A 21,097-nucleotide genomic window follows, 5' to 3' on the forward strand; every position below is an offset into this window, starting at 1 on the left:
ATTAATCTGTAAATAAATTAAGTTGAGTTGTAAACTCGGGTTTATAAATTCTAAATTTACGGTTAAAGAAAGTCTCAAAGGCTGTTACAATTTCAGAGATGGTATTATCAGCAATTCCTAATAATTTATCATCGGCAACTATAAGAGATAAAGCCTTGTCAAGAGTCATTTTCTTCTCAATAAACAGGGAATACACCAAATATCTACGGGTATATTCCCCAGCCTTGAGTGACTCAACTTCTTCAGGAGTGGCCTTTCTCTTGTACAATACTTTATACCAATGTGTTTCAGCAGTACGAGCACGCTTTTGTCTCGGTAACAAGTCATAAAACACGGCAATTTCATTCTTTTGGATACACTTATGTTTTTTACGAACACCATACATCACATAAGGAGTGTTCCAATCAAGATGAGTCTTTCGATATTCAAGCTCCAGCTCTCGATCAATAAGATCTTGCTCAAAGTCTTGTTTCATTAACCATTCCTCGAACCAGGCAGCAAGTGCTTCTTCTCGATCATAATAATCTTTTCCATTTATACATAAGGGAATCATAATAACTCTTTCTATTGCATTTCACGTTTAAATCTTTCCTCTAAATCAAAAATGGTTTCTCCACTATTACGCCGATAGGGCCTATCGGTATTTAACTGAAGTTCTTTCAGCTTTTTCCAATACCATGGAAGGTACAAATACATATTCTTCAACTCCTTCAAGTTCTTATTTCCACAACACCAGCAACTCACACGATCAAGTAGCTCATATAGCCTTACTCCATCCTCATGCCAAACAAAGCCTTTTGTGTAACAATACTGGAGTGCATCTGCTTCAGTAATGCCCCAATCACGAAGTGGTAAAACCCGATTTGGTCGTTTTTCCTTTTCAAAGCGATGCATCTCATCGGCAGCAATACCGACATAATCAATTCCATCTTTTGTGTGAGCTTTCAACGCACGAAGTTTTTCACTCGTTCCCCACCGACATGTTCCCCCACACCAACTATATCCTTTTTTATGGATAATATTGGTCCCTCTTTTCTTAACCGGCCTTTCAAACATTGTCCAAAGAAAAGGTTGCTCCGGATGCAGTTCTGTATATTTAATGCCAAGTTTTTTAAGAATTGGAAGAACAGCATCACGAGTGTTATAGATTGCCTGAAATTCCATACCTGTATCATAGAAAACGACTTCATCCAACTGATATCCTTTATCTATTAGCATGAAAAGCATTGCCAAGGAATCCTTTCCAAAGCTGACTGAAGCATAATATTTCATACAAAAAATTTAATAGACAAGTCACTTTTTCTTCTTTGCCCTCTGATTATTAATCTGTGACATACACATACGGCACCAGGAAGTCAACAAATGATATTCCTTACCTTTTCTCACCACTATACGATTGTAGAACCGGTTCAAGTAGAAGTAATTTCCACAATGGGTACATCTTTTCATTTCACGTCCTGAATCATCTATAATCCGATTACGCGGCTTACGACGAATTAGAGTACAACTTTTACACTTCTCATCAGTTTCGCGGTGCCGCCGGCAATGTGATAAGGATTTTGCTCCACATTTAGCAAACACCTTACAATCTCTACGAGGTATTGATTGACACACATTCATGGCTTCCTCGCATTCAAGAATTTATTTACTACACGAGAAAGTACATCCTCATTCTCCGGCATCAGCCATTCTTTTGCAACGTTCCAAGCAATACTCATAGCAGGATTGAAGTTATCCTTCCTGACTGTGTGATGAGACAAACGTCCTTCAGTGGGCTTCAAACCCTTATCATGTAAGATACACAGTCCATTCTCGAAAAAAGCACAATACTCCTTACCAGCAACGGGCTGAATCATCGGAATAGCAATATTAATAACCCCTAAGAATATACCAGCAGCCCAGTTCGTCAGTGCTAACCTGTCGGCATAACCTGCATCAATAATTCGTTCAATATCATCAGGAGTACCTAAACATGGCGTATGACATTGTTGTTTACAAACACTGCATGAGCATTGTACAGGTACACGACCTGAAGCCCTCATTACCCTTTGTAATGAGGTTTCTTTTGATAATTCTCTCATAGTAAATTATTTGAGATACTACAGATTATTAAACATCGCCCCACAGCTTTACTGCAAGGTCATAATTCTTTTGAGCTTCGTTTACATCTTTCTTAGCATAAGTTAAAGTGTAAGAGTGCATACGTGGATACTTCCCAGATTTGACACCTGCATGATACTCCTTTGCGACTTCTAATTTATGCTCATAGAAATCTATGCTTTCAGGCATTGACAAATTTATGGTATTAGCTCTCTTATCCCAATATTCTGCTTTACTTTCGTGTTCTGCTGCTTTTTCGTCAAACTGAACACTTTTACCCATATTGTTCCAAGCATCGTCTATCGCTTTTCTATGTCGCTTTTCGCTATGATGTCCTACTTTTATAGGTTCACCAAGGGAAAGAAAATCTTTATCTTTGTTGGACTTATTATAGTATTCATTACTTCTCTGTACAGCAGATGCAGCCCATTTCCTACGACGTTCCGCTCGTCGCTTCGCCCATTCTTGAGCATTAAAGCCGTCAGCTCTAACAATGGAGTAATAGTAAAATCCATCTTTCTCGAAGATTAGATTAAATACTATACTTTCGTTCTCCTTACCGTACTTGGTGGTAACCTCAATAGTTTCACCTTTTTCATGCTTCTCATCACACTTTGCCAAAAATACATTTGGCGCAAATTTGTAATACGTGTTCATTTTCTTAATTAAATTGGTTTGACTTATATGAAAAATGAGAAACCACAGCTACTTAGCCGTGGTTTCATCATTAAATAACTTTGGTTGACTGGATTGAACCAAATCATCGAATAAACCAGGAACACGAGGTTGTAACGCCTTGTATTCTTCCCGAAAGAATTCTTCTTTGGTTCTCCCATGTTTTTTACCCTTTCGTGTATGTACATCGAAAGTGTAGTCTGGAATAGGAATAGGATAACGCCTGACATCATTTATCCACTTTTCTATATCAATATCCTTTCTATCATAAATGAAGTTTTGCAAATGATCCGCATCACGATTCTTTCTACATTCACAAAGGAGAATGACAGCTTTACTGACAAATATCCTCCCTTTGGGTTCAGTAGCAGTCTTGTTTACCAGCTCATGCCCCTGCCATAATGCTTCTATCTCTTTCGTAATGATTCCAAAGCAGTCTTCAGCACTAATGGTAAACAGACGCTTCCACACATAGTCGCGGTACCCACTCGCCCAAAGTTCCAATGCAAAAAAGCCGGCTACCCCGGTGTCGGCTCGCCTGATGGCTTTCTGCATTGCAGAACTCACCTCAAAGAAATCATATCCGCAAACTGTTCTTATAATCATAATTCTAATTTAATGGTTTGACTTTTAGTTCATTACATCAGTAAAATTAGCTAAAAAAGGCGAATATGACAAACAGAATGGACGCCATTTAAACGCCTTTTTTACAGACTATTAGAATTTGAATTTGCATGATATATTATATTGAACGAGCTGCTTTGTTTTGTCTTTCCCATTAGTGGTTGCACTCTTTAGCAAAATACTATCACCAAAATTCTTTTTGATAAAGAGGATAGATTTACGTTCCTCTTCCTGATTCCTTATAGAAGCAAGCCCACCAGCGTTTACAAAAGTGTTCTTTTGCTCAAAATTATACCGCAAATCGGTTAAAACCTTACGTTCTTTGTACTTCATGTAACAAGAAATCCAAAAATCTTCCTTCAAACGTATTTCCTCATTCCACCAAGTGTTTTTGTTATAGATTACTCCATAACTGCAACCGGTTATCATTTTCGAAAGAGAAAGAAAAGCGGATTCATCATACATTACCGGCGATATCCGAGCGGTGAAGCCAAACAGATGTACATCCATCATACTGGCCATCTCAAATAATGACTGAATGATATTGGTTATCTTATCTTTATCCTTTATCCGGCTAGGTTCTCCTTTTTCCACATAAATAGGTTTGCAGGCATGGACATCATCATCAAGCATGAAAAGTTCTCCAAAATGCTTTGCCATCCAGTTACGTTTCGGGATGAGGCCCATAACGTCGTCAGGATGAGTAACAATTTCACATTCCGGGTTAAATTGTTGATATAAGTCAGCTTGACTTTCAGCAACGCAAATGATAGGATCGTTCACCAACTTTTTAGCGAACACCCGGTCATGGCGTTTATGACTTGGTATTACTATCTTGCAGGGCATGGCGAACGTCTTTTATATCAATTACATTGGATTTACTTATTTTCCCGGTTTTGTACGACTTCATGTGCTGCATGTCCAGCCTTTCACGAAGCCAGTTGCTATCTACCTCATTACTTGAGGTGATGATAAACAACTCATGTTTTTCGTCATACTTTGGAATGAGAGGATAAATGGCTGTATCATCCGTGATGGCATCGAAGCGCTCTTTAAATTCATCCTCTTTCTTCTCCGGGGCAAATTCGATGCCCCAATCTTGGAGTTCCGCCTTATTCCACTCGTTTTCCATAACGTCCAAATCATTCTCACCAAAATTGACATTATCTTTAGTGGCATATTCCCTCAACTTCTTAACGGGGGTATCAGGTGCCAGAATTTTACAAGGCAGTTCTTTATAACCTAACTCCTTGCAAGCTCGCAAACGTAAATTACCACAAACAACAATATATCTGCCATCATTGTAGGGAAAAACTATAAGTTCTCGAAGCTCAAGCATCTCTGGCGAATCCTGAATGCTTTTCTTCATCGCTTCAAAGCGGTAATCACGAAAAAAACGTGGATTTTTCGGCAATCCCGTGAGCTGCCCCTTATTAAAATCAAGTAGGCAGACTTGAATAATCTCTGTCATAACTAACTATATTAAAATCAACAACACAAAATCAACAACACAAACAGTCAGTAACAACACCTAATCATTTTTTCTATCATCGAACTCTATCTTATCTTTGATAAGCTGTTCAATGTCCTCACAACCAAATCTTTTTAAATAGGCAACAAGGTAAATTATCATCTCGGCTGCTAATTCTTCATCTTCCGAATATTTAGGAAGATTATCACTCCTATATTTAGAAGCAATATCGAATTTTCTCCAAACGGCTTCAATTCTTATGCTAAACGCTTTTCTTGAGCTATGCTCATTCATCTTAAAGCGCTTCCTCATGATATTCAAGCATCTCTGGGCAAACCTATTCAATGTTATCATATCGATCGGGTTAAATTGTTAGACTATGAATAATCTCACACGATTCTATTAGGTTGGTCTCTGATGCGAAACCAATGAACATATTCTTTACCTATCAGCATACTAATTATTTATTTTGAGGGTCTGTTGTATCCAAATACTTCCTGTATTCCAATTCTGTTTTGGCAAGATTGATTACGGTATTAACCCCTTGGAAAACTTGTTTTGCTTGGCTCACTTTACTAGGATCTTCTTTCACATCCTTAATTTGTTGAAGAACCAAATTCCTCAAATCTTGTAAAATGGTAGGGTTCACTGTAGACACCTTATTCAACCGTTCATTTGCCAACACGACAACAGTATTTGTTATTGGCCGGAAACGGTTCAACTTGGAAGCCAAATCAAACATACTAAACACTAACACTTTGCCATTATTCAAGTATATCTCAACTTCGGTACCATCATCACCGGTACCGTCACAGTAATTGAGAATTACAACTTCTTCATTCTGATAAAGGAATGGTTTATTAACCATTTCTTTCAATCTATCTATTGCTCCATCAGTCATGATTCATTCTTTTTTGTTGCTTTATTAATTTGTCTATTCAAAGCTCCTTTTAGCTTGATTAGGTACTGAACATCTTCCGGATATCGGGCATACAAAGAATTCTCTTTTTTTAATTGTTCAGAACGACTAATCATGTAAAGGTTCTCAATGGAAACGTTTTGCCTATTGCCATCCTTAAACTGAATATTATAACCAGGGGGGATTTCTCCATTATGCTCAATCCATACAAGCCGATGTTTAAGTTCAAAGACATTCGGTTCGGCAGTTTTCACTTCAATGTAACCGTCACGAGTTATGCGTTCATAACCGACTGGTTTATGATTTTTTGGGATATGTCCTTTCTTAAATTGAGTAGCTTTCGTTTTTGCTAATTGTTCCTCTGACATATATTCCGTTTGCTTACGTCCCTTGTTCATCGGTTGGTGGCCTTTAGGAAAGAAGCTTTTAGAAGCGCATTGAAATTTAAATTCTTTAGATTTAAAGAGCCGTAATTTAAATGCAATTCCATTTACAGCAGAATAAGTGATACCTAATATCTGTGCTATTTCCTCATTAGTATGATTGGGATACAACTTTTTCAATTTATCAAGTCTCTCACTATTCCAAAACGAGATTCTCGGAGAGCGCCTAAGTTTTCGAATCAAGGCCTTTGTTTTAACAGCACTAAGTGTTTTATCAAGACGCCTAGCAAGTTCTTTTAAATCAGCAGTCGGGTACTCACTGTCAAGTATAGCAAGTTGTTCGTCAGTCCACGTTTTCATAAGTGCGTCAATAAAGAGAGGAAACCACTAGGCTTCCTCTGTGTTATCGTTATTTAGTTCTTTCAGTCTTTCTTTGAGCTTCTTTTCTTTCTTATCATATGAATCCGCAAGTTTCTTAGAGAGTGCTTTGAAATCATCCGGATATTGTTCTGCAAAAAGGATTTTCTGACACTTTTGCAAATAGGAGTAGAAATTCACATTATTCGATGATAAGCATTCAGCAATAAAGGCTCTATACCATTGGTGTCGGTCAGCTTGGTTGTTCTTGACATAATTTACAAAATCACTCTCACCATTCCATTTTTTCAAATTCAGTTTTTCAAGATAAGTACTGCTACAACCGCTAAGAACCAGCACATCAAAAACAAGTTGTTCATTTTCAGAGAATTCTTTTGTTCTCTGATAATATGTTTTCTCTTGCGCCCACTTGCGCATTTCTTCAGCAGACTTCTCCTTGACTATATCCTTCGCTCTTTTTAATTGGGCGTTTATTTTTTCCCTTTCTATCTCTTTTAGATCGGCAACGGCGGAAGTAGAGGAAGCCGTTTCTTTTCTAACATAATAGAAACTAACGTTAAATTCGGGAGAATAATGTCCAAAAAATGAAAGACAACGATAAACTTCTCCATCTTCAAGCATTTTCAAAGTGCGTTCATCATCTTCTGAATACCAGCACTTACATCTAAAGATTTCATCAGGATCAACTATTTCAAATCCAAGTTGTTTAACAGCTTCCAAAGTTTTTTCATAGAAAACCTTTCTATCTTCCTCCCCAATATGTATCGGGACGTCTAGCGATAATTATTGTTTTTCCAAATGAAAGAGGTTCGCCAACTTTAACAAGATGTTCATATTCTAGTTGAATTTTCCGCGTCACATAAGCAATCTGTTTTTTCTCATAGCAAGCAGCATTGATACATCTAGCATCCTTACTATTCATTTCATAGAACAAACAACCATGATTACACGTATTATTCTCACATTGAGAACATGATTTAATATCAGTATTTTCCCAATTATCGGAATCATCTTTAATCCAAGGTGCGTTACCAAGCTCCATGAAAGAATTACTCACAAATTCTCGAATCATAGCAGTAGTACATTGTTCTTCCTCCTCCTCATGAAACTCTTTTTGAGTATCTTCATCCAATTTAGAAAGAATCATAGCACCGGACAATGGTATATCTCCATTTCTTACCCGCTCTTTTAGTTCAGGAATAAGAGAATTTAATTTAATACGGTCAAAAACAAACCGGGTAGACTTTCCTATTTTAAGAGCGATATCTTCCAAAGTTCGTCCTTTTTCAGCCAACTGCGCAAAGGCAAAAGCTTCTTCGATGGGATCAACATCTTTTCTTTGAAGATTCTCGGTAATCATCGCTTCAAAAGCCTCATCATCTGTCATTTCTCTGACAATGCAGGATATTGTCTGAAATTTTTCCGACTTTTTTCGATGGGCTTTGATTTTTGCAACATTCGCTTCATCTTCCTTTGCTTTCAAAAGTGACACAGCCCGGAAACGACGCTCACCGCAAACAATTTCGTATGTGTAAGGTAATGGGGTAACATCTCCGGTTTCTAGGTTAGTCATCTCCTCGGATTTAGCAACTCTGACAGTGATAGGTTGCAATAAACCTTGCTTTTCAATGTTGCTTGCAAGCTCTTCAAGAGCTGCTTCATCAAAAGTCTTTCTCGGATTCAAAGGAGAAGGACTGATAAGGTCAATTCTAATGTTTTGTACTTCCATAATTTAATTATATTGGTTTGACTTTTAATTCATTACATCAGTAAAGTTATCGTAAAATGACAAGTTATGCAAACAGAAACTTCGCCATTTTAACGCCATTTTCATGCGGGCTTATTACGTATTTGAATGAAGCCACGTTTTTCCGTTTCCCGAAGCAATTCCATATCTTCCTCACGGATATAACAATCCGTTTCACCATTAACAGTTGTGTGATTAGGAATACCAAAAACGCTCCCGTATTCTTCTTTTCACTTCAGGAATATCTTCAAGTTTGATATGCCTAGTGTTCCAGTAAATTGTCACCTTCTGCTTCTTGTTTGCCATTTTCTCTTTTGTTTAGATAAGAGATTATTTCATTTGAGAGACTTAACGCTTTAGCAGCTTCTTCATCTCCTTGCTCAACTCTAAGTTTGAGTTCGTTCCGGTATTCTTCATACGACAAGCCACTTGTAAAACTCGTTTCCCCTGACAATTTAGCCTTATGAGTATTCCATGACTGATTATCAGCAACAGCACAACGTTCTTTGTTGTATTCACGAAGCCATCCCATAATGATAGAACCATCAATACGATTGTAATTTTCACCATATTTCATTTTCATTGCATTCTTGAAACACAGTTTAAAATCATCAGTTTTCATATAGGGATATTCTTCAATGATTAAATCTACTGTAGTAGCAACTTGGGTAGCAGACATTGTATTACTAACATTGAAAAACTCCAAGGCATCAGCTATCAATATGACCAGCACTGCTCTAGCCTGTGGTTCACCAAACTTTCTTATGATAGTGCCAATAGAAGGTTCATCACTTTGAAATACATCTTCAACCTTCTTTGGACATAGAGCTTTGCAGTAGTTCTTCGGCGAGGTCCGTAAGACTGCTAACCGATTCTCTTCTTGTGGCCGCAGTATCAGTTCGTTTTCCATTATAGTTACCTTCTAAAATATTTGTAAATTTTGTAGGCAAGAATATCCAGTCAAAAGTGCACCTCCAATTTTTATCGTTTTGTCCAAGCAAGAAAGGACTGTCTAAAACCAATTGGAACACATCGAATATAGCTTGCTTCCCGTATTGTGCGACACGTGCTTTAATAGCTTTCTTTCGTTTTGCATCTATGGACTTTATAGCAGGAAGTTTACCTTTAAACGTGGAATTAAAATAATCCATTAGCCCACCCCAATCAATCTTTTCCTCGGGGAACAAAGAAAGCTCGTCTTTCTTTGATTCTCCTTTAGGAGAAGTTTCTTTCTTTTTTAAATGAGAATCATTATCATCTACATAATCATTATCATATTCATTATCATTATCGGGTTTTGTGGGTTCTTTTGGGTTTCCAAATAACCCAGTGAGTTTTGTGGGTTCTTTGGGTTCTTTTGGGTTTTCACTTTTCGGACGTCCCCCCTTAGAACCATTGCTCTTATTCCTTTCCACAATAGACATATACTTTTCAGTATCCCTGTCTATATCTATCTTTATAAAGTTGAAAGCAATATTTGCCATAGGTTTCAACCCCCGAAGATTTCCCGTTGTCGCATACTCAATTATGCTTTCGTAAATCTCCAGCCTGACATCATCCGGCAAATCCTTGATTGCTTCTCTCCACCCTTTATAAAAGATGAATGAATTTCTTTCCATATTTTAAGGGATTATACTCCGATTAGTAATAAAACTCACAGACCTTTTGCTTCCTTCAGTTTTTTCGCTTCTTCCTTGTAATGAGTAATCAGCTTTTCTAATTGAAAGTCACTAAATTGCTTAGTAACATTTTTCTTGGCTTCCAGGATCAGCACATTTCGTTCACCATACTTGGCAACTAGACGTCTGCGATAATCCTGAATATTTCCTTCCATGAAGCGGTTACAATGTGAACATTGAGCATTGCAGTTCATTTCATCAAAGCGAGTACTCATGTGTTGGCGGTTGATGTAATGACCGCAATCTGCTTTATTGAAAGGCTTTATTTTACCACATGAAATACACTGAAAATATCCATTAGGCATCGTATCACGATAACGGATGAATAAACTAAATATCCTGTCTAGTTTATCGACAAGATCAGGTTTCTTCTTGACCTTAACACCTTCTACCTCGAAAAGAGGCTTTTTCTTTTCTTTCTTCTTGTAATTTCTCCACATGATAATTAAAATACTACATTGGTTAATTGACGGCCACGACTCATTATACACCATTTTCCCTTTTCAGGCTGTTCTATGCGTAACTCTTCAACACGCCCAAAACGCCGGAAATTCCCACTCAAATCAACAACCCAACCCTCTTTACCTTGGCAGGGACGAATAACACGACCGACCATTTGATAATAGAGGGAAAGGGATTTGGTTGGACGTGCAAGAACAATCGTATCAAGCTCCGGATAATCGAATCCGGTTGTAAGTACTCCGACATTAGCAACAACTTTTATTCTTCCATCTTTAAAACCTTTCAGAATTCGTGCCCTTTCTTCCTTTGGAGTAGAACCGCTAACGATCGCACAATTAGGAATTTCGGAAGCCAGTTTTTCAGCTTCACGAATAAACCTCGTGAATATTAAAATACCTTTGCGTGGTATGCCCGATTTGGGGTTCAACAGACGTTTTGTCCATCCAACTATATCTTTGTATATGTCCACACGTTCAAACTCTTGCAGAAGACTTTTTTCATCGTAATCTGCACCAGTAGAATTAGTCCTGACTCTACTTAAATCCAACTTTGTAATATCATAGTATTTCAAACTTGCGAGAAATCCTTTAGCAAGTAGTTCACTCACCTGACAGTGATAAATAACATCAGTGAAAACCTTTGGCCGGGTACGAGTTATAAATTTAAGCATAGCACCACCTCTTCCTGAACATAATCTGTAAGGAGTCGCTGTCAGCCCAATAACTTTCCTTTGCTCATCTTCAAAGAATTCCTTATACATTCCTTTCTCCGGATTCACTAAATGACATTCATCAATCAGAACGTGCTTGAAATGTTTGAAGAAACTCATATGTTTCATCACACTACCAATCATAGCAAACGTAATACGATTGATATCCTTTCTTCCGGCAGAAGCTGAATAAACTCCACAATCGAATATGCCGTATGATTGAAGTTTCGCAAAATTTTGTTCGAGTATTTCCTTGCTAGGCTGGAACACTATCAGCGGCCCGTCTATCCGTGCAGCTATATTGGCAATGACAAGGGACTTCCCGGCACCAGTGGGAAGAACTATCACGTAGTTTTTCTTTTCCTTGGATTTAAAAACGCTGACCGCTGCATCACTAGCACTTTTTTGGTAGTCTCTTAACTGGTATGTCATAATTTGATGTGATATTTATGAACTTTCGAATGACAGTCACCACAAAGGGTAACGAGACAATCAAGATGTTCAAGCTCATGACCAACGATTGATTTTCCGTTAACCCTGTATGTTTTGTGGTGAATCTCTAAATTAAAGTCTTTACCGCACATCTGGCATTTATGTCCGTCCCTAATACGAACTTTACGCTTGGCTTCTTCCCAATCTGGATTATTCACAAGCCGCTTCACATAGTTGGACTTCCTGCCTTTTTTGTGCTGCAATCTACTCATCGTCTTCCGGTTCTTCTTCAGGAAGTTTATCGGACAGGTCTTCTTCGAACTTGTCCCCATAATCTTCTGTATCATCAATAGGACGTTCTACTTCAGGATATTCAATACCAAACAAATCAAGCATCGCTTTTCTGTTTCGATCTTCCTGTGCCCAAAGAGAACGTTTGTCCCAATCAGGAATTTTTTCAGCTTTCACAAGCTTAAACTCACCGTTCACCCATGAATAATACAGGAAATATCCATCAAGAGCAAACCGGATCGTATTCTTACTTGAAAGATGATACTCCCTCGTCCCCTTTTTGACCTCGGCAGCCAGGTCTTTAATTTCAGTCTTAATAGAAGCTAACCTGTCTTGTGCATCACTCTTAATTTTCTTCGCACGTTCAATGGCTTCCAACAGTTCACGTTCGCGTTTGGGGACCTCATTCTCTTGCTTGATGCAATACTCTTCACGAATTTCGGAAATCTCAAATTCATCCAGTAAACGTTGTGTCACCTCACTTTCAGGGAATGTAGCATTGAAATGCTCATTCACCAACTTTATCAATTCATCTACATTCGTAGAACCCTGAAATAAAACAGGGGGAAATTTTTCCCGAATAGAATCGGGAACTACAAACTCGATTGTCTCGGGTTCGTAGTTTCTCAAATTTGCAATCATAAATTATAAAAGGATTAATTAGTACCGGTTTTGGTACTCATGAATAAAATCTAAGTAATGCTGGTCTTCAGGCAATGGAAGTGTAATACCAAACTCGGTGGCCGCATCTATTTTCACGCTTTCCATGAAATTATGCATCTCTAAAGTATTAAGTTTACTTGTTCCTCGCACAATAGTTTCCACCTTACCATTCACATGAACCTGTTTCACAAGAAACTTCTTACAATACAAGTCATGTATATCCTGAACTCCAGCAGCAGTGCTCCAATACTCTTCACCTGTGTATTCACGCAAACAGGCACCAATACACTGAAACCATTTCCACATGAGAGCATTTTGATTTAATGTTCTCGGCTGTGTTTTTTTCTTAATGGTTACAGTGTATTCTCCATTACGAAGTGTGCTGCACATGAACTCGAAAGACTTATCCATTTGGATTTTGCCATCTTTCTTCGTCAATGTTGCTTCCATAACCTATCAGAATGGCAAATCGTCCTTGGTCGGTGGTAGCGGTGGCGGGCACTCATTCACCGCACTTCGAGTCTGATTATTGGTGTGTTCCGGAAGAGGTGGCGGTGGTGGCGCTTGTTGAGGCTTAACAGAAAGCATCTCCATATTATCAACAAAAAGTTCTGTAATATACCGTTTAATTCCTCTGCTATCATCATAACTCCGAGTTCTTATCTTTCCTTCCAGATACAACTTGTCTCCCTTATGGACATACTTCTCAACAACATCGGCAAGACCACGCCAAACAACAATATTATGCCATTCAGTTCTTTCAGGAACCTGTGTTCCATTGGCAAGGGTATAGCCTTTTTCAGTGGTGGCAAAGGAGAAAGTGACCACTTTAGAACCAGCTTCCAAAATTCTAATATCGGGGTCTTTGCCAACGTGCCCGATAAGCATCAATTTGTTTAAACTCATGATTTATCCTCCCTTATTGTTACACGGATACTATCAGCTTTAGGAACTGTTTTGATATACTTAGAATATAATTCCGGATGGTCAGCCTGAAACTTTTTAGTATCAAAATTGTCACTCGTAGAAGCGGGTGTATAACTAACTCGCAATCTTCCGGCATCCCATGACTTGACACCATTCTCACGCATAGCAGTTTTCAATTTTGCTTTATAATCTTTCTGAATCTTGGTTAGATCTGCAAGTTCTTCCTCAATCCCGATTATAGTATTTACAAGCTGCATTGGAATAAGTAACTTGTCATCATCAGGGGCAGGAACGGGAAGATCGGATAGATATTGCTCACCCTTCTTCTCGCATTCCATTAACTTCTTGACTTCTTTATCAGGCTTACGAGGAATTACAACCAATTCATGTTTATCACCACGTACCCAAATGCCGAACAATTTATCAACTTTGAGTAATGGATTTTGGAGTTCAAACAGATAAGCATAGATTGACAACTGCCAACTTAAATACTCCTTATCAAGATGCAGCGTAGTTTTAATGTCAACAAGACTAATTCTACCGACTTTCTCCCAAACGCAATCTATATTTGATGCAAAGTATTCGTTATCAGAAACGGTATATTCATTGGCAAGCGCCTTATATCCGGCATTTACCCTCATTCTGATGTAATTCTCTGCTTCAATACTTTCAGGCGGTAAGCCTGTTGCATCAGCAAACTGGCATTGAGCATGAATAAGGCTACCCTTCTCAGCAGCTCTCTTCAATACAAAATCCGGGACATCTTTATATTTGTCAGGGAACAACTGCCGGCTAATCATACCGGTTATACCTTGCAACTGTTTTTCACCGAGCATATAAGTGTGGTTTTCCTCATTGAAAACCACACTGGATTTCACTAATTCTATCATTATTATCAATTTCTAGGGGGATACGTTTTCTGCATGTCAATAGTTATGTTTCTGAACTCCTTATTATTGTGAAGTTCAGGATGCTCTGCCCAAACTCTTTCAAGCTCTTCGCGGCTTTTAACACCAGTCATTTGTTTAATTGCACGATCCAGGTCTACACCAGTATATACTTTGCCCGAAGCATTTGAAGCAGAAACATTAGGAGCATATACTTTTTCCTTCGTATTACCATAAGCAAAACGAACACGGTTTTTATTGTCCACAATAACAAGTAGAATAATCTCCTTTTGCTCGTTATAGCCAATCTCTTTCACACTGAATTTAGTATATAGAGCAGGAGAACCTGTTTTGCTCTGATATACTTCATTTTTCTCAAGTGGAACCCAAATGAAAGGACCCGTATAAAGTTCACGCCCAATTCCCCAGTTAAATCCTGCACGTTTAAAGGCGTCCGAAGCCTGCCCTTTCTCTTTTTCTGTGCTGGATTCTGTCCCAACATCCTGTTTACTCACCCATTCCTTCTTTTCATTATCCCAAATGGACAACGTACAGAATAGATTCCCATTAACGACATCATGGTGCCGTTTCCAGTTCATTTCTCCGAACACTTCATCGAGTATTCTCATGTCTACTCGAGCATCCTTGTATAATAGCAAGGAGCAGCCCGAACCGTCCGGTTTCATAGTACCAACTCTACATTCAATTTCAGAAGCTAGAAGCGGTCTAATAGAGTTTTTCTTCTTCTCTTCATTCTGAACCGTTGATACAGTGTTTTTTCTCGCTGTCATAATTCTAATTTAATGGTTTGACTTTTAGTTTATTACATCAGTAAAGTTATCGTAAAATGACAAGTTATGCAAACAGAAACTTCGCCATTTTAACGCCATTTTCAGGTAGTAAAAACTGCCTGTACGATATTGTACAGGCAGAAAAATAAGAAAATGAATAATCCAATGTACCTTATGGAACGGCTACGCTTTGAAGGGTGTACGGCTCCCTGATTTATACATAATGTAAATGCTAGTGGACGGAACCGGAGTCGAACCGGTCTCACGGAATATTGGTGCACCTCACCGCAGTTTCAACCAACGATATACATATCCGCCCGATTAATTAAAAAGGTGCACTATCTTCACAGACCATACACCCCAATCACAAACACAAAACAAAACTCATGAACTACTATAATTTAATTAGGATCAGAAGGGTGAATGGCGTGGGGATCGAACCCACATCACGCATATCTGCGTATGCTGCCAATTACACCAGCCATCCGTTTTAAGTGAACTATTCTCACGAACCATTCACCTAGAACACAAACACAAAATAAAACACGACATTAACTATTAAATAGCACTCTCACGAGCTTCTTGCTTCCGGATAGCCGTTCAAAGCACACCGGAAAAGTATAGAACAATTAAAACTCAAATAACAGGGGCTTTAACCCTACAGCGTCCTTTTCGCTGGCAACATTAGTTAAACATAAAAAGAAAAATTCTCTGTGAAGGAACCCGGACTCGAACCGGGATGATAGATTACCTATGTATGACTTTCTTCAATCTATCTGCATACTTGCGTTTACCAATTCCGCCATTCCTTCAGGTCGTAGCCAGACGCTTCCGGCTACATTGATTGTATATATAATGCAAATATATTTTCACCCTCACGGGTTACTTAACTCTGATTGAGTTGAGCCGGGAAACGGATTCGAACCGCTGACCTCATGTAGAAACATGCGCTCTAACCAACTGGGCTATCCCGGCAGATGCCCGGCGAACCGGGCTAAATAAACATGACAAATACTAAAATTAAGCAATGCAGACCTTCACAGGCTATCTTTATTTTGTTTCCTATCTTCGTAGTATCGAAAACAGATATAATTCACTGATACGACAGTCACCAATACAAAAGCAGCAATAAATTCTTTCTTGCTAACTTCAATGCTATCTATAAGATACAGTGTTGTCCATAAGGCAATGAACATCATGGCATACTGTATCACTTTAATCTTTTTCATTTCTTCCGTTTTTTAGATTTAACTTTCCTTCCCGCACATCGGCAATGAAGTAATACTTGAGCAGCATTACAATGCCACTTGCCGTTTTGAACATTAGTGGGCTTATCACTTTCAATCTTACCCGCTTCTATAAGATTCATCAATTTCTTTTCCCCACCCACATAATACGCAGACTTATCTTTTCCAAACGTTTCTGTAGAAAACAGACGGAGAATATTATCTAGCAATATTTCAGCCATTTCACCTCTGATCATCTCAACAAGCAAGGTAGTTATGCAATTCTGGTTACTATAAACTGCATATTTTTTACATCTGACTTTGTTTTCCAAGCCATTCCTTCAGCTTTTTCTTTATAAAGCCGAGCATTCAATGTATTAGTTACAGACGGTTTCTGAACGATAGGAAATACTTCTATTGCACCAACATCCATACTCCGTAATACATCAATTACGTTACGTCTCTGAATATCCTTTTCCATACAATCTAATTTTAAATTAAACATTGAAGCGATGAACGGATTCGAACCGCCGACCTCTGCTTGTGGTGCTCTTCCATTAAGCTAAGAGTATTTCTTGAGAGACTCGAACTCTCAACCATCCACCACACACAGCGCTCTAACCTGCCTGAGCTACATCACCTTTATATACATAAAGCAAATACCTCGATTTGCCGACAAACGTCTAACTGATTTAGTTTTACAACGATACGGCTTGACCATTAACCACAGCATTATATCGTTGAGAAGCCCGCCTACGTCAGTAATCCCTTTCGGCACGTGTCGGCTTCCAAAACACCATTTTACCAATATGTCAAAGAACTCTTCTCTGTTGTTCCCAGTCTCCCTTCAAGGGCAGGCTCAAAGACCGGACTGGGTACCGGATAACCGGCGGTTTGGTTTGACTTTAGTGAGGGTTAGAGAATACTTTGGTTGTTCTTCAAAACTATGTCCATTAAGTTTCGTTGCGATTCAATAAATTTCTTCAAATCATCACATTGGGAAACTTTCTCTCTATAAAATCCACGTTCTGATTCTAAATCTCGTTTGAGTTTTTCATTTTCACCTCTCAAAGAGCTGATCAACGCGTCTCGTTCTTCAATCACAGCTTCATATTTGTCTCGCTGTATTTCTAGTTCGGTTCTTTTATCCATTGTTGTATAATTTGATTAATCTCCGACGTAATGTGCACCGTAATGAGTACTATTTGGGTTGTAGTAAGCGGAAGCGGGAATATTAAGGTTATTATATTCCTTGCTAGGTGTAGCTTTGGCAGTCTTGCTCATAGCTTCATGTCTTTCAGCTAAAAATTTATCAGTTCTTGATTTCACTGCTTCCGGTGAGAAACTTTCTTGGAGTTTTGCGAAGCTCCATGCAGATTTTAAACACTCTGAAAATGTTTTTCCACCCTTCTTGTAATTGCGGTGTGCAGACTTCATTATTTGTGATAAATTGTAGCTCATAATCGTTATTTTTTAATTGGTTTTATCAATCATTTTTTGTATGTTTGTATGATTGATTGATTTATGATGCAAATATAATCGCATTTGCGTTATTTTAAAAACAAAAAACTTTTTATTTTATCGCATTTGCGTTTTATTAACTTTTGATTGATTGGATTTATGACAAATAACAACACTATTAATGGAAGAATTAGAGAAATAATTCTGTCTGCCGGCATTACAGATAGCGCATTTGCGAAAAGAATTGGTGTAACACAATCTGTAATAGCATCAATGTTTCAACGTGGAACAGAACCTTCCGCTAAGGTATTAACTTCAATTCTACTAACCTATGAAGATATTTCTGCTGAGTGGTTACTTCGCGGAAAAGGTCAAATGCTACTTTCAGAAGTAACACCTGACCCAAACATAGAACAAATGAAACGCTTGGTAGATACGATCACTACCTTGCAAGGTATAATCACCGAACAAACTAAAACGAATCAGTTACTCACAGAAGAACTTAAAAAAGCCAAAGGAGAACTGACTATGTTGAAAAATGAACGAAATGTAGGATAAACTTATATACGTATGAAAAAAAAAATTTTAATACTATCCTTCTTATTTGTGCTTATATTTAATTCATGCTCTGATGACAGTATTAATTTAGCAGGAACAACATGGACTTCTGTAAAAGACTGGTACGGAAAAACTCGATTGTCTTTTGAAGAAGGCACTCCTTATTTAAGATCTTTTTTTGCTATATCTTTTGACTTGAAATCTTTCACAATATATAATGTTGCAGATGATAATGAGGATTTAGAATATGAATGGAAAGAAACGGTATCAGGTAAATACTCTATAAACGACAATATTGTGAATCTAATAGTAGAAAAAGACAATTTAACAATTCCCTGCGAAATAGAAAAAGATATAATGTATTACAGTAATACTAGAATGAAACTATATAAACAATAGAATAATTATTTTTTCAAATATGCGCCCAATTAGAACTGTACCCTCAAAAGATGAAAGAGAATATCCTTTAGTTATAACAGCTGAAGAAAAGGATAAAGTATTAAATTATATTTTGGTTGTAGCAAACGGGAAAAGAACAGCTAAACTAAATTATAAAGATATACCAGACCTTAGGATCAGTAAAGAACAATATGAAATAGTTTTAGAGGAGTTCAAAAAAGGAGATTTATTGACTATAAAGGATATGGTATTGAATATCTTACGTTGAATTTTGAAATATTCAATTTTGCAGAAAAAGGGGGATTCACTGTTGAAAGAGACTTATACATATTAAGTTTTGATACATTTCAAATGCAGCTAGAACGATTAGAAAAGGAGTTAAGCCCTGATACAGCAGCGAAAGTTGATGATGTTGTCGGAAAAGCCAAAAATATAACTGAACTACTGATAGGGCTCTCTGCTCTAGCTGAAAAAATGAATCTCTAAGATTTATTATCAGGATCAGTTAATAGGAACTCCAATATAGAAGCTGCACGAAGCAGTCTTGAAGCATATAGAGTTGCATCTGCATCCGGGTTGTATTGATAACGCCTAGTCTGAAACTTTTTAAAAGTAACAAAGCCACTAGACATATCATTAGCAAGTGTTTTCAAGCTTGATATAGTTTCTTTTACATTTTGGTCATAAGACATTTTTATACGCATACGAGCGGAATCATCCACTTTTGCACAACACTGGGGATAAAAGGCTGTTGCATTATCTTCTTTAGAAGATTGTTTTTTACTTATCCTTCTTAGGACATTTTTTAATAACGATTTCATAAACGCACTATTTTAGTTTGACAATGCGCAAATATAATATTTAAAGTAATATAAAATATGAAATATAGAAATCTTGATAGTACATAAAACATCAAATGGTCGAATTATGGTCGAACCATAAAAAAAAGCAGGACTATATAATTGATATACAGAATATACAACTAGATTTCCAAAAATGTGTCTAGTTTAGTTTTTGTGTTGATAGCTCCCTCGTCGGCGGACGAACTAGGGAGCTATTTTTATATATTACAGGAATATTATTGCACAAAATATACATATTTTCCATAACTTTGCAGCGATAAAGTCTCACACAAATGGAATATAGCGTAGAAGAACTAAAAAATGCATTAATTGAGAGATGCGAAAAAGAGGGTATTCTATATGCAACGGTGGCAATGGATAGACGTACCAAAGAGATGATTCTTCCTGATACTTTAGAAGGAGCCCTGAAACATCCGGAATACTTTGTATGTACCTGCAGGAGAGTGAAAGATCAATATATAGTGGAGGAGATTACCAAAGTGTAATCCTCCTCCAATCTTTTATTCTTATTTTCTTTTTTATTCGCCCAATTCTCCCAGCAAATCGTAGGAAGGAGCAAAGAAAAGCGTTCCTGTTACAGCTGTGCTGAAGTCAAGCAAACGATCGGTATTCCCTACCGGATTGCCGATGAACATACTTTCCAACATCTGCCGGGTCGTACTGAACGTACTTGCATAACCGATGAAGTATGTGCCATATTCTCCCTTAGACGTATTGGCAAACGGCATGTTGGCACGTACAATTTTCAGGTCATCACCAATATTAGTGACGGCATTATGCGCATTTTGAGGTTTCTCCTCGTCAGACAGCTCGACATCGTTAAACTTACGACGACCGATCACTTTCTCCTGTTCTTCCACAGGCAGAGCGTTCCATGCAACCATATCGTGAATGTACTTCTGTACAAAAACATAACTTCCTCCTGCAAAATCAGCATCCTCTTCTCCTACCACCGCAAAATGATAAGGATTCTCATCAACTGCCGGATTCTCTGTTCCGTCTACAAAGCCGATAATAGCCTTGCCGTCCATATATCTGAAACCGTGAGTTTCATCGACAGGTTCAACTACGCCCTGGAGCTTCTCGTCAATGATGGAAGCAAACTCAAAACACAACCCCATCTGTTTTGCACGGATATGAAACAAGATGTCGCCCGGAGTAGAGACTGCCGTGTGCTTTCCGCCTTTGATCTCTTCAAAAGTGTTCAGTTCTTTCGGCTTTCCCTTTTCCGGGAAAAGACGGCTCCAGGCATCGGCGCCAAAGCCCATCGTACAACTGAACATCAGTTCGGGGAAACGATTACGCATGCTGCGAATCATGCCCGAGAAATTAGCGCATACATCTTTTACTTTATCAAGAGTTTCGGGAGTATCTTTTAGAGTATAAACAATAAAAATGACATTTTCACCTTGTTTCCCGGCTACGTCCTGCGGGATATTACCTCCAAATGAA

General features: G+C 38.0%; 33 protein-coding genes, 5 tRNA genes and 2 pseudogenes. 5 read left to right on the forward strand and 35 right to left on the reverse strand.

The genetic code is table 11. From position 1 onward, the window contains the following. Position 1 precedes the first annotated feature (1 nt). The 33 genes and pseudogenes from BXY_RS04115 to BXY_RS04265 all read right to left on the reverse strand — a co-directional run bounded on the left by BXY_RS04115 (position 2) and on the right by BXY_RS04265 (position 17,825). The gene (locus BXY_RS04115) at positions 2-553 is read right to left on the reverse strand and encodes a hypothetical protein (protein ID WP_008765968.1); all 552 of its coding nucleotides are present in this window, start codon (positions 551-553) and stop codon (positions 2-4) included. A gap of 11 nt (positions 554-564) precedes the next feature. Beyond that, positions 565-1,272, reverse strand: a complete 708-nt coding sequence (locus BXY_RS04120; RefSeq protein WP_008765969.1) for a phosphoadenosine phosphosulfate reductase domain-containing protein — start codon at positions 1,270-1,272, stop codon at positions 565-567. Between the two features lie 21 nt (positions 1,273-1,293). After that, positions 1,294-1,620: a hypothetical protein gene (locus BXY_RS23855; RefSeq protein ID WP_008775932.1), complete on the reverse strand. Its 327-nt coding sequence runs from the start codon at positions 1,618-1,620 to the stop codon at positions 1,294-1,296. After that, on the reverse strand, positions 1,617-2,081 hold the full coding sequence (locus tag BXY_RS04125) for a hypothetical protein (protein WP_004300224.1): 465 nt from the start codon (positions 2,079-2,081) through the stop codon (positions 1,617-1,619). Before BXY_RS04125 ends, BXY_RS23855 begins: the two co-directional genes overlap by 4 nt. Positions 2,082-2,109: 28 nt before the next feature. Then, complete coding sequence (locus BXY_RS04130) at positions 2,110-2,757, reverse strand: DUF3560 domain-containing protein (protein WP_008765970.1); 648 nt, start codon at positions 2,755-2,757, stop codon at positions 2,110-2,112. A 48-nt stretch (positions 2,758-2,805) separates the two neighbouring features. After that, the gene (locus tag BXY_RS04135; RefSeq protein WP_008765971.1) at positions 2,806-3,381 is read right to left on the reverse strand and encodes a hypothetical protein; all 576 of its coding nucleotides are present in this window, start codon (positions 3,379-3,381) and stop codon (positions 2,806-2,808) included. Between the two features lie 111 nt (positions 3,382-3,492). Next, the gene (locus BXY_RS04140) at positions 3,493-4,245 is read right to left on the reverse strand and encodes a GREB1-related protein (RefSeq protein ID WP_004300221.1); all 753 of its coding nucleotides are present in this window, start codon (positions 4,243-4,245) and stop codon (positions 3,493-3,495) included. Next, positions 4,214-4,870 (reverse strand): ParB N-terminal domain-containing protein, encoded by a 657-nt coding sequence (locus BXY_RS04145; protein ID WP_004311535.1) that lies wholly within the window; start codon positions 4,868-4,870, stop codon positions 4,214-4,216. The genes BXY_RS04140 and BXY_RS04145 overlap by 32 nt, the downstream gene beginning before the upstream one ends. 60 nt (positions 4,871-4,930) lie before the next feature. Next, on the reverse strand, positions 4,931-5,224 hold the full coding sequence (locus BXY_RS04150) for a hypothetical protein (protein WP_004318818.1): 294 nt from the start codon (positions 5,222-5,224) through the stop codon (positions 4,931-4,933). 106 nt (positions 5,225-5,330) lie between these two features. After that, entirely contained in the window at positions 5,331-5,771 is a 441-nt protein-coding gene (locus BXY_RS04155) for a hypothetical protein (RefSeq protein ID WP_008765972.1), read from the reverse strand. Then, positions 5,768-6,532 carry an HNH endonuclease signature motif containing protein gene (locus tag BXY_RS04160; RefSeq protein WP_008765973.1) on the reverse strand — a complete coding sequence of 255 codons (765 nt, stop codon included), beginning with the start codon at positions 6,530-6,532 and terminating at the stop codon, positions 5,768-5,770. Before BXY_RS04160 ends, BXY_RS04155 begins: the two co-directional genes overlap by 4 nt. Before the next feature lie 27 nt (positions 6,533-6,559). Next, a pseudogene (locus BXY_RS23765) lies at positions 6,560-8,279 on the reverse strand (ParB/RepB/Spo0J family partition protein). Positions 8,280-8,380: 101 nt separating this feature from the next. Continuing rightward, positions 8,381-8,603 (reverse strand): annotated as a pseudogene (locus BXY_RS23460) (hypothetical protein). Beyond that, entirely contained in the window at positions 8,560-8,976 is a 417-nt protein-coding gene (locus BXY_RS23770; RefSeq protein WP_008765975.1) for a hypothetical protein, read from the reverse strand. The pseudogene BXY_RS23460 and the gene BXY_RS23770 overlap by 44 nt, the downstream one beginning before the upstream one ends. 127 nt (positions 8,977-9,103) lie before the next feature. Continuing rightward, positions 9,104-9,916 (reverse strand): DUF6291 domain-containing protein, encoded by an 813-nt coding sequence (locus BXY_RS04175; protein WP_008765976.1) that lies wholly within the window; start codon positions 9,914-9,916, stop codon positions 9,104-9,106. Positions 9,917-9,951: 35 nt separating this feature from the next. Then, positions 9,952-10,416 carry a recombination protein NinG gene (locus BXY_RS04180; RefSeq protein ID WP_004300212.1) on the reverse strand — a complete coding sequence of 155 codons (465 nt, stop codon included), beginning with the start codon at positions 10,414-10,416 and terminating at the stop codon, positions 9,952-9,954. A 5-nt stretch (positions 10,417-10,421) separates the two neighbouring features. Beyond that, on the reverse strand, positions 10,422-11,579 hold the full coding sequence (locus BXY_RS04185) for a DEAD/DEAH box helicase (protein ID WP_008999323.1): 1,158 nt from the start codon (positions 11,577-11,579) through the stop codon (positions 10,422-10,424). Next, a complete protein-coding gene (locus tag BXY_RS23775) occupies positions 11,576-11,926 on the reverse strand; it encodes an HNH endonuclease (protein WP_309569453.1) in 351 nt (116 codons plus the stop codon). Before BXY_RS23775 ends, BXY_RS04185 begins: the two co-directional genes overlap by 4 nt. Beyond that, the gene (locus BXY_RS04195; protein ID WP_004300209.1) at positions 11,844-12,512 is read right to left on the reverse strand and encodes a hypothetical protein; all 669 of its coding nucleotides are present in this window, start codon (positions 12,510-12,512) and stop codon (positions 11,844-11,846) included. The genes BXY_RS23775 and BXY_RS04195 overlap by 83 nt, the downstream gene beginning before the upstream one ends. An 18-nt stretch (positions 12,513-12,530) precedes the next feature. Continuing rightward, on the reverse strand, positions 12,531-12,983 hold the full coding sequence (locus tag BXY_RS04200; protein ID WP_004300208.1) for a NinB/YbcN family protein: 453 nt from the start codon (positions 12,981-12,983) through the stop codon (positions 12,531-12,533). 6 nt (positions 12,984-12,989) lie between these two features. Beyond that, a complete protein-coding gene (locus tag BXY_RS04205) occupies positions 12,990-13,439 on the reverse strand; it encodes a single-stranded DNA-binding protein (protein ID WP_008765979.1) in 450 nt (149 codons plus the stop codon). Beyond that, entirely contained in the window at positions 13,436-14,350 is a 915-nt protein-coding gene (locus BXY_RS04210; RefSeq protein WP_008765980.1) for a hypothetical protein, read from the reverse strand. Before BXY_RS04210 ends, BXY_RS04205 begins: the two co-directional genes overlap by 4 nt. A 5-nt stretch (positions 14,351-14,355) precedes the next feature. Beyond that, on the reverse strand, positions 14,356-15,138 hold the full coding sequence (locus BXY_RS04215) for a hypothetical protein (RefSeq protein WP_008765981.1): 783 nt from the start codon (positions 15,136-15,138) through the stop codon (positions 14,356-14,358). Between the two features lie 236 nt (positions 15,139-15,374). Further along, positions 15,375-15,457: transfer RNA gene (locus tag BXY_RS04220), tRNA-OTHER, on the reverse strand. A gap of 101 nt (positions 15,458-15,558) precedes the next feature. Beyond that, positions 15,559-15,625 (reverse strand) — tRNA-OTHER (locus tag BXY_RS04225). 227 nt (positions 15,626-15,852) lie between these two features. Beyond that, positions 15,853-15,950: transfer RNA gene (locus BXY_RS04230), tRNA-OTHER, on the reverse strand. A 92-nt stretch (positions 15,951-16,042) separates the two neighbouring features. Continuing rightward, a tRNA-OTHER gene (locus BXY_RS04235) sits at positions 16,043-16,113 on the reverse strand. Positions 16,114-16,175: 62 nt separating this feature from the next. Then, the gene (locus BXY_RS04240; protein ID WP_004300202.1) at positions 16,176-16,367 is read right to left on the reverse strand and encodes a hypothetical protein; all 192 of its coding nucleotides are present in this window, start codon (positions 16,365-16,367) and stop codon (positions 16,176-16,178) included. Beyond that, a complete protein-coding gene (locus tag BXY_RS04245; RefSeq protein ID WP_004300201.1) occupies positions 16,364-16,621 on the reverse strand; it encodes a hypothetical protein in 258 nt (85 codons plus the stop codon). The genes BXY_RS04240 and BXY_RS04245 overlap by 4 nt, the downstream gene beginning before the upstream one ends. A 17-nt stretch (positions 16,622-16,638) precedes the next feature. Continuing rightward, entirely contained in the window at positions 16,639-16,845 is a 207-nt protein-coding gene (locus tag BXY_RS04250; RefSeq protein ID WP_004318833.1) for a hypothetical protein, read from the reverse strand. A gap of 26 nt (positions 16,846-16,871) precedes the next feature. Next, positions 16,872-17,005, reverse strand: a tRNA-OTHER gene (locus tag BXY_RS04255). A gap of 274 nt (positions 17,006-17,279) precedes the next feature. Then, positions 17,280-17,516, reverse strand: coding sequence for a hypothetical protein (locus BXY_RS04260; RefSeq protein ID WP_004300198.1), 237 nt, complete (start codon positions 17,514-17,516; stop codon positions 17,280-17,282). Positions 17,517-17,531: 15 nt separating this feature from the next. Beyond that, positions 17,532-17,825, reverse strand: a complete 294-nt coding sequence (locus BXY_RS04265; protein WP_008765982.1) for a hypothetical protein — start codon at positions 17,823-17,825, stop codon at positions 17,532-17,534. A gap of 159 nt (positions 17,826-17,984) precedes the next feature. On the opposite strand from BXY_RS04265, the gene BXY_RS04270 reads away from it, so the two are divergent. The 4 genes from BXY_RS04270 to BXY_RS23480 are packed head-to-tail and all read left to right on the forward strand — an operon-like array spanning position 17,985 to position 19,268. Next, positions 17,985-18,383, forward strand: a complete 399-nt coding sequence (locus tag BXY_RS04270) for a helix-turn-helix domain-containing protein (protein WP_008765983.1) — start codon at positions 17,985-17,987, stop codon at positions 18,381-18,383. A 12-nt stretch (positions 18,384-18,395) separates the two neighbouring features. Further along, a complete protein-coding gene (locus tag BXY_RS04275; protein ID WP_008765984.1) occupies positions 18,396-18,782 on the forward strand; it encodes a hypothetical protein in 387 nt (128 codons plus the stop codon). A 19-nt stretch (positions 18,783-18,801) separates the two neighbouring features. Continuing rightward, positions 18,802-19,050 carry a hypothetical protein gene (locus BXY_RS23475; RefSeq protein ID WP_015531266.1) on the forward strand — a complete coding sequence of 83 codons (249 nt, stop codon included), beginning with the start codon at positions 18,802-18,804 and terminating at the stop codon, positions 19,048-19,050. Further along, on the forward strand, positions 19,047-19,268 hold the full coding sequence (locus BXY_RS23480; protein ID WP_243442474.1) for a hypothetical protein: 222 nt from the start codon (positions 19,047-19,049) through the stop codon (positions 19,266-19,268). Before BXY_RS23475 ends, BXY_RS23480 begins: the two co-directional genes overlap by 4 nt. Here the strand turns inward: BXY_RS23480 and BXY_RS04285 are convergent. Continuing rightward, complete coding sequence (locus BXY_RS04285) at positions 19,265-19,603, reverse strand: hypothetical protein (RefSeq protein WP_004300192.1); 339 nt, start codon at positions 19,601-19,603, stop codon at positions 19,265-19,267. The two genes, BXY_RS23480 and BXY_RS04285, sit on opposite strands and share 4 nt — an antisense overlap. A 314-nt stretch (positions 19,604-19,917) precedes the next feature. On the opposite strand from BXY_RS04285, the gene BXY_RS04290 reads away from it, so the two are divergent. Beyond that, on the forward strand, positions 19,918-20,130 hold the full coding sequence (locus BXY_RS04290; protein WP_004314093.1) for a hypothetical protein: 213 nt from the start codon (positions 19,918-19,920) through the stop codon (positions 20,128-20,130). Between the two features lie 33 nt (positions 20,131-20,163). On the opposite strand, the gene BXY_RS04295 is transcribed toward BXY_RS04290, so the two are convergent. Then, the coding region (locus BXY_RS04295; RefSeq protein WP_208946758.1) for a Dyp-type peroxidase at positions 20,164-21,097 on the reverse strand (934 nt) is incomplete at its 5' end.

Source organism: Bacteroides xylanisolvens XB1A, assembly GCF_000210075.1.
In the GTDB taxonomy this organism is placed as follows: Bacteria; Bacteroidota; Bacteroidia; order Bacteroidales; family Bacteroidaceae; genus Bacteroides; species Bacteroides xylanisolvens.